The organism is Streptomyces saintjeani (assembly GCF_055409605.1).
In genome coordinates, this window is sequence record NZ_CP189624.1 from 9,336,357 (window position 1) to 9,351,203 (window position 14,847).

The 14,847-nt window shown below is 70.5% G+C and carries 13 protein-coding genes and 3 pseudogenes; 6 read left to right on the top strand and 10 right to left on the bottom strand.

What is annotated here, in order from left to right; genetic code table 11:
• The first annotated feature begins 31 nt into the window (after positions 1–31).
• Complete coding sequence (locus ACQCO7_RS41890) at positions 32–1,468, top strand: ABC transporter ATP-binding protein (RefSeq protein ID WP_464076752.1); 1,437 nt, start codon at positions 32–34, stop codon at positions 1,466–1,468.
• Positions 1,465–2,151: an MgtC/SapB family protein gene (locus tag ACQCO7_RS41895; protein WP_464076753.1), complete on the top strand. Its 687-nt coding sequence runs from the start codon at positions 1,465–1,467 to the stop codon at positions 2,149–2,151. Before ACQCO7_RS41890 ends, ACQCO7_RS41895 begins: the two co-directional genes overlap by 4 nt.
• Before the next feature lie 11 nt (positions 2,152–2,162).
• Here ACQCO7_RS41895 and ACQCO7_RS41900 read toward each other — a convergent pair whose 3' ends face one another.
• Positions 2,163–2,567 (bottom strand): ArsR/SmtB family transcription factor, encoded by a 405-nt coding sequence (locus ACQCO7_RS41900; RefSeq protein ID WP_464076754.1) that lies wholly within the window; start codon positions 2,565–2,567, stop codon positions 2,163–2,165.
• 56 nt (positions 2,568–2,623) lie between these two features.
• On the opposite strand from ACQCO7_RS41900, the gene ACQCO7_RS41905 reads away from it, so the two are divergent.
• The 4 genes and pseudogenes from ACQCO7_RS41905 to ACQCO7_RS41920 all read left to right on the top strand — a co-directional run bounded on the left by ACQCO7_RS41905 (position 2,624) and on the right by ACQCO7_RS41920 (position 7,337).
• The gene (locus ACQCO7_RS41905) at positions 2,624–3,649 is read left to right on the top strand and encodes a magnesium and cobalt transport protein CorA (protein ID WP_464076755.1); all 1,026 of its coding nucleotides are present in this window, start codon (positions 2,624–2,626) and stop codon (positions 3,647–3,649) included.
• Between the two features lie 64 nt (positions 3,650–3,713).
• Positions 3,714–4,817 carry a magnesium and cobalt transport protein CorA gene (locus ACQCO7_RS41910; protein ID WP_464076756.1) on the top strand — a complete coding sequence of 368 codons (1,104 nt, stop codon included), beginning with the start codon at positions 3,714–3,716 and terminating at the stop codon, positions 4,815–4,817.
• 34 nt (positions 4,818–4,851) lie between these two features.
• Positions 4,852–4,983 (top strand): annotated as a pseudogene (locus ACQCO7_RS41915) (transcriptional regulator); the annotation flags it as partial.
• Positions 4,984–5,366: 383 nt separating this feature from the next.
• Positions 5,367–7,337: a potassium transporter Kup gene (locus ACQCO7_RS41920; protein WP_464076757.1), complete on the top strand. Its 1,971-nt coding sequence runs from the start codon at positions 5,367–5,369 to the stop codon at positions 7,335–7,337.
• Positions 7,338–7,468: 131 nt separating this feature from the next.
• Here the strand turns inward: ACQCO7_RS41920 and ACQCO7_RS41925 are convergent, their stop codons facing one another.
• The 9 genes and pseudogenes from ACQCO7_RS41925 to ACQCO7_RS41965 form a co-directional block, all read right to left on the bottom strand.
• On the bottom strand, positions 7,469–7,987 hold the full coding sequence (locus tag ACQCO7_RS41925) for a hypothetical protein (protein WP_464076758.1): 519 nt from the start codon (positions 7,985–7,987) through the stop codon (positions 7,469–7,471).
• 105 nt (positions 7,988–8,092) lie between these two features.
• Positions 8,093–8,731: pseudogene (locus ACQCO7_RS41930) on the bottom strand (amino acid transporter); the annotation flags it as partial.
• 493 nt (positions 8,732–9,224) lie between these two features.
• Complete coding sequence (locus tag ACQCO7_RS41935) at positions 9,225–9,446, bottom strand: hypothetical protein (RefSeq protein WP_464077455.1); 222 nt, start codon at positions 9,444–9,446, stop codon at positions 9,225–9,227.
• A complete protein-coding gene (locus ACQCO7_RS41940; RefSeq protein ID WP_464076759.1) occupies positions 9,380–9,730 on the bottom strand; it encodes an aminotransferase class I/II-fold pyridoxal phosphate-dependent enzyme in 351 nt (116 codons plus the stop codon). The genes ACQCO7_RS41935 and ACQCO7_RS41940 overlap by 67 nt, the downstream gene beginning before the upstream one ends.
• The gene (locus ACQCO7_RS41945) at positions 9,730–10,035 is read right to left on the bottom strand and encodes a hypothetical protein (RefSeq protein WP_464076760.1); all 306 of its coding nucleotides are present in this window, start codon (positions 10,033–10,035) and stop codon (positions 9,730–9,732) included. Before ACQCO7_RS41945 ends, ACQCO7_RS41940 begins: the two co-directional genes overlap by 1 nt.
• A 203-nt stretch (positions 10,036–10,238) precedes the next feature.
• Positions 10,239–11,051, bottom strand: a complete 813-nt coding sequence (locus ACQCO7_RS41950; RefSeq protein WP_464076761.1) for an SDR family NAD(P)-dependent oxidoreductase — start codon at positions 11,049–11,051, stop codon at positions 10,239–10,241.
• 356 nt (positions 11,052–11,407) lie between these two features.
• A pseudogene (locus ACQCO7_RS41955) lies at positions 11,408–12,055 on the bottom strand (HAD family hydrolase); the annotation flags it as partial.
• 50 nt (positions 12,056–12,105) lie between these two features.
• A complete protein-coding gene (locus ACQCO7_RS41960) occupies positions 12,106–12,723 on the bottom strand; it encodes a hypothetical protein (RefSeq protein ID WP_464076762.1) in 618 nt (205 codons plus the stop codon).
• Positions 12,724–13,164: 441 nt separating this feature from the next.
• Positions 13,165–14,739, bottom strand: a complete 1,575-nt coding sequence (locus ACQCO7_RS41965) for a Na+/H+ antiporter (protein ID WP_464076763.1) — start codon at positions 14,737–14,739, stop codon at positions 13,165–13,167.
• Positions 14,740–14,847 lie beyond the last annotated feature (108 nt).

Consider the following 14,847-nt stretch of genomic DNA (forward strand, 5'->3'; position numbering starts at 1 on the left):
TCCCTGTCTTTCAAGCGACTTGGAGCACATCATGGTGCTGAACTCCCTCGGCGGCCTGCGCGCCGACCGCAATATCTCGACCTTCGACAGGACCTGTTCCGCGGACGGCGACATCCTGCTGGAGACCGTCGGCCTGACCAAGTCCTACGCGGGCGCCGACGGCGAGCTGCCCGTCCTGTCCGGTATCGACCTCCAGGTCCACGCCGGTGAAGTCGTCGCCCTGCTGGGCAAGTCGGGCTCGGGCAAGTCGACGCTGCTGCGCTGCCTGGCCGGGCTGGTGCCGGTCAGTTCCGGCACCGTCGCCTACAAGGGCGCCCCCCTGACCGGCGCCAACCCGGGTACGGCCATGGTGTTTCAGACCTTCGCGCTGCTGCCGTGGCTGACCGTGCAGCAGAACGTCGAACTCGGCCTGGAGGCCAAGGGAGTCGGTGCCGTCGAGCGGGCGGACGCGGCCCGGCAGGCCATCGACCTGATCGGTCTGGACGGCTTCGAGTCCGCCTACCCCAAGGAGTTGTCCGGCGGTATGCGCCAGCGCGTCGGCTTCGCACGGGCATTGGTCGTGGAGCCGGACGTCCTGATGATGGACGAGCCGTTCTCCGCCCTCGACGTGCTCACGGCCGAGAACCTGCGCGGCGAACTGATGGAGCTGTGGGAGTCCGGGCAGTTCCCCATCCGGGCGATCGTGCTGGTCACGCACAACATCGAGGAAGCCGTGCTGATGGCCGACCGGATCGTCGTTCTCGGCTCCCGCCCCTACGGCACCGTCCGCGAGGTCTTCGAGGTCGGCCTGGAGCGCCCCCGGGACCGGAATTCGGCCGCCTTCGAGGACCTCATCGACCGCGTGTACCGGACGATGACCGGTCGGCAGAAAGAAGGCCGCACCCCCGGCCGGGCCGAGCCGGTGGACGCCGTGGAGCTGGAGAAGCGCACCCCGGCCAACACCCCGCTGCCCACCGCGAGCGTGGACGGCCTGTCCGGTCTGGCGGAGATGATCGCCCACCGCGACGGACGCGCCGACCTCGCCGACCTGGTCGACGACCTCGGCCTGGAGGTCGACGACGTGCTGCCCCTCGTCGACGCCCTCGACCTGCTCGGCTTCGCCGTCGTGCACGGCGACGACCTGCTGCTCACCGACACCGGAGCCGCTTTCGCCGGCGCCGACGTACAGAAGTCCAAGACCATCTTCGCCCAGGCGGCATCGGGCGCCCCGCTGGTCAGGCTGATCACCAGTAGCCTGCGCCAGAACCCCGACGGAACCCTGCGCTCCGGGTTCTTCCGCGACGTGCTGGCCCACCACTTCACCAGCGAGCAGGTCACCCGCCAGCTGGAGACAGCCACCGACTGGGGCCGCTACGGCGAGCTGTACTCCTATGACGCCGAGCCTCAGGAGTACCGCCTCGACGAAGGCGACACCGACACCGACACCGATGCCGATGCCGACGCAGTACGAGAGGGACAGGTCCGATGAACACGCTGCACTTCGCCACCGGTCTCTGCACGGGGCTGGCCGCGGGCGCGCTGATCGGCATCGAGCGGCAGTGGCGCCAGCGGATGGCCGGGCTGCGCACCAACACCCTGGTGGCCACCGGCTCCGCCCTGTTCGTGCTGCTGTCCAGCTCCTTCGGCACGGGCGATCCCAGCCGGGTCGCCGCCCAGGTGGTCTCCGGCATCGGCTTCCTCGGCGCCGGCGTCATCATGCGCGACGGCCTCAACGTCTCCGGGATCAACACCGCTGCCACCCTGTGGTGTTCGGCCGCCGTGGGTTCCCTCGCCGGAGCCGGCCTGCCCGGGTACGCACTCGTCGGCGCGGCGGCGGTCGTCGCCGTCAACACCGCCGTACGCGGACTCGCCCAGCGCCTGGACCGTCAGCCAGGCTCGGGCGACGAGGTCCCGACCCCGTACTGCGTGGAAGCGGTGGTCGCCGCCCGCGACGAAGCCCACGTCCGCACCCTGCTCGTACAGTCCCTGGCCGGTTCCGCCAGCCGCCTGCACGCGGTCGCCGCCACCGCCGACGGCGAGGACGGGCAGGTGCGGATACGCGCGGAGATCACCTCCGACGGAGCCGACAGCACACCGGTGGAGAGCGCGGTCGCCCGCATCAGCATGGAACCGGCCGTCGTCTCCGCCGCCTGGCGGCGGACGGCCGCATGACGAGCGGAAACTCAGGTCTCCGCAACCGGGCGGTGCCGTGCCCGCGCCGCGGCCGGGTGCTCCTGCGCGACCGTCGCGGGCACCTCCGCCTCCGCCGCGTCCTCCGGGGCCTCGGCGGCGTCGCCGGCCAGTACCGCGCTCTCCAGCAATGCCCGCACCTGATGGCCGGCGGCCCGGTAGTAGATCCGCGTGCCCTCACGGCGGGCGGCGACCAGCCCGGCCGCCCGCAGCTTCGCCAGGTGCTGGGAGGTGGCCGCGACGTGCGCGCCGATCAGCTCCGCCAGCCGGCTGACCGGCAGCTCTCGCTCGCTCAGCGCCCACAGCAGGCGGTAGCGCGACGGATCGGCGACCGCCTTGAGCACCGCCACCGAGCGCTCTGCCCGCTCCTCGTCCCATGACGCTACTTGCGCTTCCATGCAAATATGCTAACCGGTGACCCGGACCACGTCCGCGCACCGCAAGGAGGTGAGCCATGACGGCCCACAACACGCCCCGACCGCAGGTCCCCGTCGTCGACTGCGCCCTGTACGAGTACGGGCGCCGCCGGCCAGGCCAGCTGCCGCTGGACGAGGCCATGCACGCCGCCCGCACCACCCCCGGCGCCTTCACCTGGATCGGACTGCACACCCCCACCGCCGACCAACTCCACTCCGTCGCCCGCGCGTTCGCCCTCCACCCGCTCGCGGTCGAGGACGCTTTGGAAGCCCACCAGCGGCCCAAGCTGGAGCAGTACGACAACACCCTCTTCCTCGTCCTGCGCACCACTGTCTACCTCGAACACGACCAGCCGACCCCCACCGCCGACCTCGTCGGCACCGGCGAGATCATGGCCTTCGTCGGCCGCGACTTCGTCATCGTCGTCCGCCATGATCCCTCCGAGCCGCTCACCGGAGTCCGCAGGCGTCTGGAAGCCGACCCCGAGCGTCTCGCCCACGGCCCGGTCGCCGTCCTGCACGCCATCGTCGACGCGGTCGTCGACCAGTACCTGGACGTCGTCACGGCCCTGGAGGCCGACGCCGACGAGATCGAGAACGACACCTTCTCCCCGGACACCGGCCACGACATCGGCTGCATCTACCAGCTCAAACGGGAACTCGTCGAACTCAAGCGAACCGTTGCACCACTGGCCCGGCCGCTGCGTGACCTTGCCGAACGCCGCGTCCCCGGCGTGGACCGGGAACTCGCCGCCTACTTCCGCGACGCCGCCGACCACCTCGCCCAGGTCGCGGAACGCGTCACCGTCCTGACCGAACTCGTCGACAACGCCCTGACCATGGCCCTCGCCCGGACCAGCCTCCAGCAGAACCACGACATGCGCCGCATCAGCGCCGCCGCCGCCCTGATCGCCATCCCCATCGCCATTGCAGGCGTCTACGGCATGAACTTCGACCACATGCCCGAACTGCGCCAGCTGTTCGGCTACCCGCTGATGCTCGGCGGCACCGCCGTCATTGTCACCGTCGTCTACCTGGTCTTCCGCAAGAGGCGCTGGCTCTGACATCCGTCTTGTCGCCATTTGGCACACTGTCCGGATCCGACGGTCCGGTGAAGGAGAATTCCGTATGTCCATGGTCGGCAACCTGCGCAAAGTCGCGAACCTGGCGCGGCGCACCCGCCATCGCCGTGTGGACCTCAGTCACCCGGCCCGCTCCCCGCTCGGCGCGTCCGTGGTCAACTGCGTCGTCTACCGCGACGGAGTCCGCACACCGTCGACGGGCGGCTCGGTGGCGGAAGCCGTCCGGCACGCCCGCAAGCACCGCGGCGGATTCGTCTGGCTGGGCCTGCACGAACCCGGCGAGGAGGAGTTCGCCGGGGTCGCCGACCTGTTCGGGCTGCACCCGCTCGCCGTCGAGGACGCCGTCCACGCCCACCAGCGCCCCAAGATCGAGCAGTACGGCGAGGTCCTGTTCTCCGTCTTCAAGACCGTCACCTACGTCGAACACACCGAACTGACCGCGACCAGCGAGGTCGTCGACACCGGCGAGATCATGGTTTTCACCGGCCCCGACTTCGTCGTCACCGTCCGCCACGGCCGTCATGGCTCCCTCGGCCCCCTGCGCGAGAACCTCGAAGCCCACCCGGACCTGCTGGCCAAGGGCCCCTCCGCCGTCCTGCACGCCATCGCCGACCACGTCGTCGACGACTACGTCACCGTCACCGACGCCGTCCAGAACGACATCGACCAGGTCGAGACCGACGTCTTCTCCCCCCACAGTCCGCGGAGCGCAGACGCAGGCCGCACCTACCAGCTCAAGCGCGAACTCCTGGAACTGAAGCGGGCCGTGGTCCCGCTCGCCCGCCCCCTCGACCGGATCGCCACCGAGCCCCGCGCCTGCGTCGACAAGGAGATACAGGCGTACTTCCGCGACGTCGCCGACCACCTCACCCGTGTCACCGAGCAGATCAACGCCTTCGACGCCCTGCTCGACTCCATCCTCCAGGCCCACCTCGCGCAGGTGACCGTCGCCCAGAACGAGGACATGCGCAAGATCACCGCTTGGGCCGCGATCATCGCCGTACCCACCATGGTCTGCGGGGTCTACGGCATGAACTTCGACCACATGCCCGAACTGCGCTGGACCTTCGGCTACCCCCTCGTCCTCTCCGTCATCGCCACCGCCTGCTTCCTCCTCCACCGCAACTTCAAGCGCAACGGCTGGCTGTAGCCGCTCACGGTCACCGCAATGTGCCGTTGTCGGGTTGCTGACCGCTGTCTCCAGCATCGATGTGTCGGCCCGGTTCGGTCGCGTGCTCGCCGCCCCGATCCGCTGCCGCGTCCTGCTTGCCCTGCGCGACGCGTCGGCCTACCCCGCCGATGAGGTCGAACAGCTCCTCGTCGTCCTGTTCCTGGTTCGCCAAGGCGCTTTTCTCCATGTGTCGGGTGGTGGACCCCGTCCCTGCCGTGGCCTGTTCTTCTGAGGGCGGAGGAGCCTCTGGCCGATGGAGCGAGGGTGTGCGCCCGCTCGCTCATCGTCAGGGCGGAGGCTCTTCTCGTCTCTCCCCTCGTGCTCCTGCGCGGACCGAGTGCCTCGTTGAAGAGGCGTGTCCAGCAGGGCGATGAGCAGGAACGAATTCGCGCCGACCGTGCAGCAGCACGGAGAGACCGTTCGGGACGAAGCGACGCACCCCTACGAGCGATTGACCTGGTGCATCTGTAGTGTCCGCCTCGATACACACGGCCTGCGGCACCGCGGTCCGCGAGGAGGAGGAACACCATGGCCGATTCTCGGCACGGACCCGCAGCGGACGAAGTGTCCGCGGCGGAGCCGCCGGAGGCTCGTCGTGCGAGCGCGCGGGACACGGTGCGGCTCGCCGTGGTGATCGGTGCTCTCGGCGTGGTCTTCGGTGACATCGGGACCAGTCCGATCTACACCCTCCAGACCGTGTTCGACCCGAGTGACCCGCACCCGGTCCCGGTCAGCACACAGAACGTGTACGGCGTGGTGTCGCTGGTGTTCTGGTCGGTTGTCGTCATCGTCACGGTCACGTACGTGCTGCTGGCGATGCGCGCCGACAACGAGGGCGAGGGCGGCATCATGGCGTTGATCACGCTGCTGCGCCGCTGGAGCTCCCAGCGGGGACGGCGAGCCGCCACCGTACTGGCCGCGCTGGGCATCTTCGGCGCGTCGCTGTTCTTCGGCGACAGCATGATCACCCCGGCGATCTCGGTGCTGTCCGCGGTCGAGGGACTCAAGGTCGTCGAGCCGTCGCTGGACAGCGCGGTGGTGCCGATCACGGCGGTGATCATCGTGTCCCTGTTCCTGGTGCAGCGCCGGGGAACGGCGGCGGTCGGCCGGGTGTTCGGGCCGGTCATGATCGTCTGGTTCGTGGCCATCGGGGCGTGTGGCGTCGCCGGTATCGCCGATCACCCGGACATCCTCAGGGCGCTGTGGCCGAGCTATGCCCTGGGCTTTCTGTTCGGCCACTTCGGCACCGCCTTCTTCGCGCTGGCCGCCGTGGTGCTCGCGGTCACCGGCGCCGAGGCCCTCTACGCGGACATGGGGCACTTCGGCCGCCGGGCCATCACCCGCGCCTGGATGCTCCTCGTCTTCCCCGCCTGCGTCCTGAGCTACCTCGGCCAGGGCGCGCTGATCCTCGACGATACGGACAACATCAGCAGCCCGTTCTTCCTGCTCGTGCCCGAATGGGGGCGGTGGCCGATGGTCCTGCTGGCGACGGCGGCCACGGTGATCGCCTCCCAGGCGGTGATCACCGGGGCGTACTCGGTCGCTTCCCAGGCGGCCCGGCTCGGCTATCTGCCGAGGCTGCGGATCGCGCACACCTCCGAGTCCACCGTCGGCCAGATCTACGTCCCCTGGATCAACTGGCTGCTGATGGTCTCGGTCCTGACCCTGGTCTTCGCCTTCCGCAGCTCCGCGGCGCTGGCCTTCGCGTTCGGCATGGCGGTGACCGGCACCATCACCATCACGACGCTGCTGTTCCTCTACGTCGCGCGCGCGAAATGGGGCACGCCCCGATGGCTGCTCGGCATCGGCGGGGGCGCGCTCCTCTTCGTGGACCTGCTGTTCGTGGGGGCCAACCTGACCAAGCTCGTCCACGGTGCTTGGCTGCCGCTGCTGATCGGTCTCACGGCGTTCACGGTCATGACGACCTGGCAGCGTGGCCGCGACATCGTCACCGCGGAACGTGCCCGCCACGAAGGTTCCCTGGACGAGTTCATCGAGCAACTCCGGAGCGGGGAGATTCCCGGACGACAGGTCCCGGGCACGGCCGTCTTCCTCAACCGGGGCAAGCAGACGGCGCCGCTGGCCATGCGGGCCAACGCGGAACACAACCACGTGCGGCACGAGCACGTCGTGATCCTCTCCATCGAGACCGAGCCCGTGCCCCGCGTCCCGGCCGCCCGGCGGATCATCGTCGACAGCCTCGGCCATGCGGACGACGGGATCATCCATGTCACCGCCCGGTTCGGGTACATGGATACGCCGGATGTGCCCGCCACGCTGGCGCTGCTGGACCCGGCCGAGACCGAGGGACCGTTGCAGCTCGACCAGGCGTCCTACTTCCTGTCGAAGATCGAGCTCCGGCGCGGCAAGGCACCGACGATGGCGCCCTGGCGCAAAAGGCTGTTCATCGCCACGTCCCACATCACGGCTGACGCCGCCGAACACTTCAGCCTGCCCCGCGACCGTACGGTCATCATGGGCTCACACATCGAGGTGTAGGCGCGACTGTCGCCCGGGGCACCTGTCATGAACGACGGGGCTGCCGGACCGGAGGCGCATACCCACGCGCGCAGGTCGTCCGCGAGCAGGAGACCCTGCGCCCGTACTCGTGGAGCAGCCGGGCCTCGATGTCACAGGAGTCCCGACTCCCGCAGCACGGCCTGTGCCGTCTCGTCGTCGATGCGACGGCACAGGCGGTCGATGACGTCCGCTCCGTAGCGCAGCGTTCCGTGCTCCAGGGAGCGCCGGACGCCCGTGTCGAGTTCGTGCCAGATCAGGGGGTTGGCGGCGAGGATCCGGGAGTCGAGCTCCAGGCTGTGGCCGTGGGCGTCCCGTAGGACCAGGTGCGAGGAGACACTGCCGCACTGCCGTACGGCCGTCAGCGTGTCCGTGCGGATGACGAGGCTGCGCGAGAGGGTGCGTACGGCCAGCCAGCCAGGGCCCGCGCTCACCCGTGGCGGCAGCAGGACGGCGAACACCGCGGCGGACAGAACCGACCAGAGCAGGGCACGAAGTGGCGTCAGGGTTCCCCCGTCCCAGTCGACCAGGAGGCTCATGGTGCAGAACACCAGGCCGCAGCCCACCGCGAACCGGGCGCTGCCGGGCCAGTGGCGGTCGAATGCCGGGGCAGCCGGTGTGCTCCGTTCCATGTCTCCGACGTTAGGCGGGCGCAGGAGTCCGGCGGCCGTTGCTTACGGAGTCCTAGCGCCGGGGGAGTGAATGTTGACGGGATTCTGACGCGGTTGCCGCAGTCGTCAGCCGGTGTGGACGCGGGGGCGGCGGGCGCGGTCCGGTTCCGCCTCGCGCAGGACCTCCCGGGTGACGGGGGCTACCTCGCCCTGGCCGAAGAGGAAGAAGCGTAGGAAGTCGGCGAAGGGGCTGCCCTCGGTCCACTCGAAGTAGATGTGGGGGATGCGGCCTGTCGTGTCGCGCACGTGCGGGAGCAGGGCGGCGAGGGCGTCGGGGACGGAGGAGGACTCCAGGGTCAGGACGCGGTAGCGGTTGTGGAGCACCTCGCCGTGTACCGTCAGGCCCGCCTCGAACCCGGAGGGGTCGGTGACCGTCACCTCGACGAAGACGAAGTCCTCCTGTTCCGGCATGTCGTTGTCGGTCCTGATCTGCTCGATCTTGTCGCGGTACTCGGCCTTGTCGCGCTGGTCGGGTTCGTTGGCGATGAACCGTATTTTGCGGCTGGCCACGTCCCGGATGAATCGTTCCGCCATCGGGTCGAGGGTCAGGCTGGTGACGCGGAGCTCAAAGGCGCGGGCCAGCCGGGACAGCGGCGAGACCAGGATGATGCCCGCGATGAAGCAGGCGCCGATCTTGACGCCGTCGGGGCGCTCGATGACGTTGACGACGGTGACGTAGAGGAACACCGCCGAGATGACGGCGAAGCGTGGTCCGGCTCGGAGTTCGGGCCATCACGCGGACGGCTGCACCAGCGTGTGCAGAGAGTGACGTTCGGGCCCACGGGAGTGCGCTCCGGCGGCGTCGAGACTCTGTTGAGAGCGGCCGGGTGCGTGCGTCATTTCGTGCGTACGGCTGAGCGGAGCCCGACATCCCCTGGGCGGGCTCCGCTCAGCGGTCTGCGCGAGTCCGGGCTCGGCGGGTCGATGCGGTGGCCTGCCGCGCCGTGCGTATGCAGGTGTCGAGGATCTCGACCGCGGTGTCGACGTCCCTGTCGCCGTGGCCCGCATGCGGAAGCGAGCCGCGTCGGAGGCGACCGCGGGCTGCTCGACGAGACCGGAGGCCGTACGGCCGGTGGGGGGTGTCGCCGATGAGGACCGGGACGGCCGGGCGGACCACGTCGCCCATGACCTCCAGGCCGCGGGCCGTCAGAGCCGGGTGGCGACGGCCGTGACCGCCGCCGGGCCCCCTCCGGGGAGGTCACGATGCCCAGGGGAGCGAGGGCCCCGGTCTGTACGGGGGTGATGGCGCTGGAGAGGTCTGCGGGCCGCCGGACATCCGCACGTACTCCCGCGCGGACGCCGAGGGCGTGGCCAGGAAGCCGCCGGTGGTGGCGAACGTCTTGGAGAACGCGCCTACGACGAAGTCGACCTGGCCGAGGACGCCGTGCACCTCCAGCCGGCCGCCGCCCGAGTCGTCCATAGCGCCGAGTCGTGGGCGACGTCGACCATCAGCTGGGCACCGTACTCGCGGCAGATGCCCAGCAGTTCGGCGAGCTGAGGGGTGTCGGAGTCCATGGAGAACACACCCTCGGTGACGACGAGGACGGCGTTCTTGGCGTCGGTCGCGCGGATGCCCTTCGGATGGCGTCGTACGGCATCGTTGTCGAGGTGCCGGAAGAACTCCACGGTGGCTCCACCGGCGGCGCCTTGGCGCAGCGAGTCGTGGGAGAGGCTGTCGAGCAGGACGTGGCCGCGGCGGTGCATCAGCGCCCGGATGGTCCCGAAGCCGGACGCCCATCCGGTCGGAACAGTGCCACGTGCTCGGTGCGCAGGGCCTGGTGCGACGCGTCGAGAACGGCTGGGTGGCCGGTCGGCGAGAGGCAGTCCTGGCCGCCGAAGCCGGGTCCCTCGGTGGTCACACCGGTGTCGGAGACGACGGTGGCACGGGTGGTCAGATCGGGTCCGGACACCATGCGGAAGCGCATGACGTCCTTCTCGCGGGCATCGGCCTGTCGGCCGTCCGGCCCGGCCAGGGTGGGGGCGATGGTGGCGGGCACAGTGGTGGTCATGTTCTGAGTCCTCTCCTGAGACGGGGAGTCGTGGGCGCGCCCGGCGGATCTCGCCGGGGCAGTGAGCCTGCGGCGACCCTGCGGCGCCGGACCCGGAGACCGACTGACGCGAGGCTGACGTGGGGGGAGCCCCGGCATGCTCATCGAGGCATCCCGGAGCTCGGACACGGGTGTCGACTCTCCTTCCGGTACGGGTGGGTGTTTCAGGCAGCGCTGCGGCTGACCAGCAGGTCCGCGAGCTTGTTCAGGCGCTTGACGGTACGGTCCCCGGTCGCGGCCGGGGCGGGTGCGACGCGCGTGTCACGGTCGTAGTAGGCGCCGTTGACGATCTCCACGGCCGGGTCGCACAGCCGGACCACGTTCGCCGCGCCCTCGGCGGGCGACATGCCCTTGTGGGCGTACAGCGGCAGCAACGCCGTGTCACAGACGCCGGGGTGCACGGAGACGGCGGTGACTCGCGGGTCGGCCGCGAACACGGTGAGGGCGAGCTGGGACTGGGCGTAGGCGGCGACGCGGGTATAGCGGCGGGTGCGGTTGGGGTCGGACCACTGGATGGACCCGGTGCGGTGCAGGGCCGACGACACGTTGACCACGCGACCGCCAGGATCGCTGGTGAGCGCCGGTTCGAGCAGGCAGGTGAGCAGATAGTGGGCGAGGAAGTTGACCTGGAAGGCGACTTCGTTGCCGTCGGCGGTCACGGTGTGGCGCTCGGGCGCGGCCATGCCGGCGTTGTTGACGAGCACGTCCAGGTGCGGGTGCTCGGCGGCGACCTTGCGGGCGAGGGTCTCTACCTCGCCGAGGTGGGCGAAGTCGGCGGCGTACGTGTGCAGTTGGCCGGCCTCGACGTCCGTGGTGGCGATGAGCCGGTCAGCGGCTGTACGGGCCTGCTCAGCGGTACGGCCGTGCAGCAGTACGGTGGCGCCGCGCTCGGCGAGCTGCCGGGCGGTCTCCTGACCGATGCCGGAAGCAGCGCCTGTGACGAGCACGGTACGGGAGGAAAGCATGGAGTAGGACATGATCCGATCCGGGGTCGACGGCACGCGGACGAGGCCCCGGCCAGGGGCGGCGGGCGTGCGGGTGGAGGAACGAGGCGGGGCGCCGGACGGGAGTCACGGCGCCCCGGAGGATGCGGAACGCGTCAGTGGGACACGGACGCGGGCATTCCCGCACAGCGCGGCGCAGGACTGGACGGCCGAGCGGGACTCGGCGGCCGGTCGAAGCGGAGCCAGGCGCTGTTCACGTCAACCATGGAAGCCGTACCGCAGAGCGGTGGCAAGCCTGGCGCCCGGTCCCTGACGCCCCTCTGACGTGGGCATACGTGTCCTTGACAGCTCGGCCCGAGCAGCGCAGGGCGGCAGGGTGCGGGGTGAATTCAGCCGAGGCCCGGCACCCCCGAGACCAGCAGGTCGATCAGCTTGCCGCCGAGGAAGGGCACCGTCAGCCCGCCCAGGCCGTACAGCGGCAGATTGCGGCGCAGCAGGTCGTGCGCCGACGCGGGCGTACAGCGCACGCCTCGCAGTGCGAGCGGGATCAGGGCCACGACGATCAGGGCGTTGAAGATGATCGTTCAGGTGCTCCAGTCCCGGGTGATGAGGAGTTGCTTGCCGATCTCGACGAGCTCGACGAGCTTGGTCGGGTTCGAGTCGAGGTCGACCATGTTCCTGGCCTCTTTGGCGGCCGAGATGCCCGTGTTCATGGCAACGCCGACGTCGGCCAGGTAGTCGTCCACGCCCGCTTCCTCGGCGATGGCGCGGGCCGTGAGCGGGTTGTCACCGGTGACCATGACCGTGCGGATGTCCATGCGGCGCAGTTCGTCGAAGCGTTCGCGGATGTGGTCCTTGACCACGTCCCTGAGGTGGATCAGGCCGAGGACACGTGCTCCGTCCCAGTCGTGCACGGCCACCAGCAGCGGCGAACCGCCGGATGCGGCCACCGAATCGGCGAAATGCCGTGCCTCGGGCGGGACTTCGCCACCGTACATCCGCACTCATTCGATCACCTCCTGGGCGGCTCCCTTGCGGGTGGCGCACACGGCCCCGCTGTCCCAGCGTGGGCCGCTCTGCGCCGCCACTACCGGGCCACCGCGCCCGCGCGGCCACGGTCCTGCTCGCTGCCGCCCTCGCTCTGTTGCTGACGCTCGCCGGAGTCGCGGCCATGAGTACCTGGAGCAGCGTGGCAGACCGCGACGTGCCCCGGACCACCAGCGTGGCCGACCTCGATCTCGCCCTGAACGACATGGACGCACAGGCCGCCAACATCCTGCCGGCCGACGGTGACGCGGGCAAAGGGCGCCTGCGGACGCCGTACGAGAAGGCTGTCTCCTTCTACGGTGACGCCCGCCGCGAGATGGGGCACGACCTGCGTACTCTCGCCGTCGCCGCTCAGGGAGACGACGGGCACCACGGTGGCAGGGACGTCGGTCTCCTCCGACGACGAGGCGTTCGGCGCGCGGTCCAGCGCCGCCCGATCCACTCTTTCCGCCCGGTTCACGGCCGTGGTCATCCTCGGAGCCCAGCTGCTGACCTCGACGGCCGTCCAGCCGCGGGGTGCCCGGCGCGACGCCTTCGACTCGGTCGTCGCCCTCTCCCGCGCACGGGCCGTCGCCCACGACGCCAATGCCGACGAGAGCCGGTACGCGGCCTCCTTTCTCGCCAAGTCGCAGCAGCGGTACGGTCTGAAGGGCGCCACGCTGTCCACGTACGACTCCGAACCCGCCACCACATGGCAGGCGTACGGGTCCGATCACGACGACCTGCGCTTCACCGGAGAGTTCCGGCGCGAGCTCGACAACATCACCTTTCCCGGTGAACGGGCCGCTGCCGAGAAGACTGTGGAGACCTGCGCCGTCCACCGGCGCGACTTCGACCGACATCAACCGTGCCCACTTCACGGCCTCGGTCGACACGGGCCGCTCGGCGGTCACCGGCCTGCTCCTCAGGGCGGGCGGGCTGTTGCCTGTCAGGGCTGCTCTTACCCTCCTCGGACTACGGCCCCGGCCGGCCGGGTTCCGTCAGGGGGTATGCGGGCTCGGCAGCACCCCGAAGGAGCGCAGGGCGTACCGACGTGCGGCTCCACCGCTGGGCACGACCGGCCACGACGGCGTCACACCGCAGCTCTCCCCGCGCAGCGCTACGCGTCCGCCAGCCGGGTCTCCTCCAGGTCCAGGGAGCGCTGCAGCCGGCGGCGGGTGGTGTCGCTGATGGCGTGGTCGTCGTAGAGACGCTGCAGTTCGCCCGTCTCGACGGCGATCAGGTCGCGGCGCAGCTGGCGGTAGACCAGGTCGGCGGACTCGGTCGCGGTCCCGTCGTTGTCCTGCGGGGCGAGGCGGTCGCGGGCGTCGTCGAGGCGGGCTGCGAGGCCACGGCGGAGCCGGTCGAGGACGACGTCCGGTACGACCTCCAGCTCCGCCAGTTCCTCCAGCCGGGCCAGGCCGGCGTGGGCGAGGCGGGAGCGGGCCTCCGCCTCCTCGCGCGCGGTGTGGGCGGGCTCCAGGGCGATGCCGGAGCGGCGGACGACCGGGGCGAGTGTGAAGCCCTGAACGACGAGGGTGACGACCACGACCGAGGTGGTCAGGACGAGGACGAGCGGCCGGTCCGCGAGTGCGCTGCCGTTCTCCGCGATCTCAGGGATGGACAGGGCGGCGGCCAGCGGCATCACCCCTCGGGTGCCCGCCCAGGTCAGGACCACGGGGATCCGCCAGTTCATACGGGTGATGCCGCCTTTGCGCTGCACGACCGCCGACAGCGGGGCCAGCCACAGCATGCGTACGGCGACCAGTGTGGCGGCGACGGCCAGGGCGTACAGCGGCCAGGTCCGGTCTCCGTCGTCCAGAGCCCGCACCTGCGCGGGCAGGGCCAGCCCGATGAGGCTGAAGACCACGCTCTCCAGCAGGAACACCACCGTGCCGTACACGGCGTGCAGCTGGAGCCGGATGCGTGCGGTGGTGAGACGGTCGCCCCGGCCGCCCAGGACCACACCGGCCACCACGCACGACGTCACTCCCGAGGTGTGCGCCGCCTCCGCCAGCAGGTAGGCAGCGTACGGGGTGACCAGGGCGATCACCGTCTCCAGTACCGGTTCCTCGGTGCGGCGGCGGATCAGGGCGACCACGCCCGCGACCGCCGCGCCGATCAGCGTGCCGCCGCCGGCCAGCAGCAGGAACTCGCCGCCCGCCGCGCCCCAGCCGGAGGCCGCGGACGCCACGGCGATGCCCGCCGCCACCCGGACCAGTACCAGGGAGGTCGCGTCGTTGAAGAGGCTCTCCGCCTGCACGAGGACCTGGACCTTGGGCGGCAGGGCGAGTCGTCTGCCCAGCGCGGTGACGGCGACCGGGTCCGTGCTGGCCAGGATCGCGCCCAGTACGAACGCCATCTGCCACGACAGCGGCGTCACCAGCGCCGCGACCGCGCCGACCGCCGCGGCGGACGCCAGGACCAGGCCGATGGCGAGGATCCCGACCGGCTTCCACACCGCGCGCAGCTCCCGCCAGGGCATCTCCTCGGCCGAGGCGTAGAGCAGGGGCGGGAGCACGACGAGGCCGATGATGTCGGGGCTGATCTCGATCTGAGGGGTGCCCGGCAGCAGCGCCACGCCGAGGCCGGCGACCACGAGCAGGGAGGGCGCGGGGATGCGCCACCGGCGGGCGAAGGTGGAGACCACCGTCGCGAGGACCACGAGGGCGAGAACCGTCCCTACGCCGCGCATGCCTTCTCCCTGGACCCTGAACGGGAGACACCGTGACTCCCCGCCGACCAGACTTCCCGGCACACCGCCTTCACCCTATCGGGCCCCCGCACGTCAAGACAGTGTCAA

Excerpts from the sequence above, each read along its gene's own strand:
- ACQCO7_RS41925 (WP_464076758.1), bottom strand. The coding sequence starts at position 7,987 with ATGGAACGGAGCACACCGGCTGCCCCGGCATTCGACCGCCACTGGCCC.
- ACQCO7_RS41905 (WP_464076755.1), top strand. The coding sequence starts at position 2,624 with ATGACGGCCCACAACACGCCCCGACCGCAGGTCCCCGTCGTCGACTGC.
- ACQCO7_RS41950 (WP_464076761.1), bottom strand. The coding sequence starts at position 11,051 with ATGTCCTACTCCATGCTTTCCTCCCGTACCGTGCTCGTCACAGGCGCT.
- ACQCO7_RS41890 (WP_464076752.1), top strand. The coding sequence starts at position 32 with ATGGTGCTGAACTCCCTCGGCGGCCTGCGCGCCGACCGCAATATCTCG.
- ACQCO7_RS41945 (WP_464076760.1), bottom strand. The coding sequence starts at position 10,035 with ATGACCACCACTGTGCCCGCCACCATCGCCCCCACCCTGGCCGGGCCG.
- ACQCO7_RS41920 (WP_464076757.1), top strand. The coding sequence starts at position 5,367 with ATGGCCGATTCTCGGCACGGACCCGCAGCGGACGAAGTGTCCGCGGCG.
- ACQCO7_RS41940 (WP_464076759.1), bottom strand. The coding sequence starts at position 9,730 with ATGCACCGCCGCGGCCACGTCCTGCTCGACAGCCTCTCCCACGACTCG.
- ACQCO7_RS41900 (WP_464076754.1), bottom strand. The coding sequence starts at position 2,567 with ATGGAAGCGCAAGTAGCGTCATGGGACGAGGAGCGGGCAGAGCGCTCG.
- ACQCO7_RS41910 (WP_464076756.1), top strand. The coding sequence starts at position 3,714 with ATGTCCATGGTCGGCAACCTGCGCAAAGTCGCGAACCTGGCGCGGCGC.
- ACQCO7_RS41895 (WP_464076753.1), top strand. The coding sequence starts at position 1,465 with ATGAACACGCTGCACTTCGCCACCGGTCTCTGCACGGGGCTGGCCGCG.
- ACQCO7_RS41935 (WP_464077455.1), bottom strand. The coding sequence starts at position 9,446 with ATGGACGACTCGGGCGGCGGCCGGCTGGAGGTGCACGGCGTCCTCGGC.
- ACQCO7_RS41965 (WP_464076763.1), bottom strand. The coding sequence starts at position 14,739 with ATGCGCGGCGTAGGGACGGTTCTCGCCCTCGTGGTCCTCGCGACGGTG.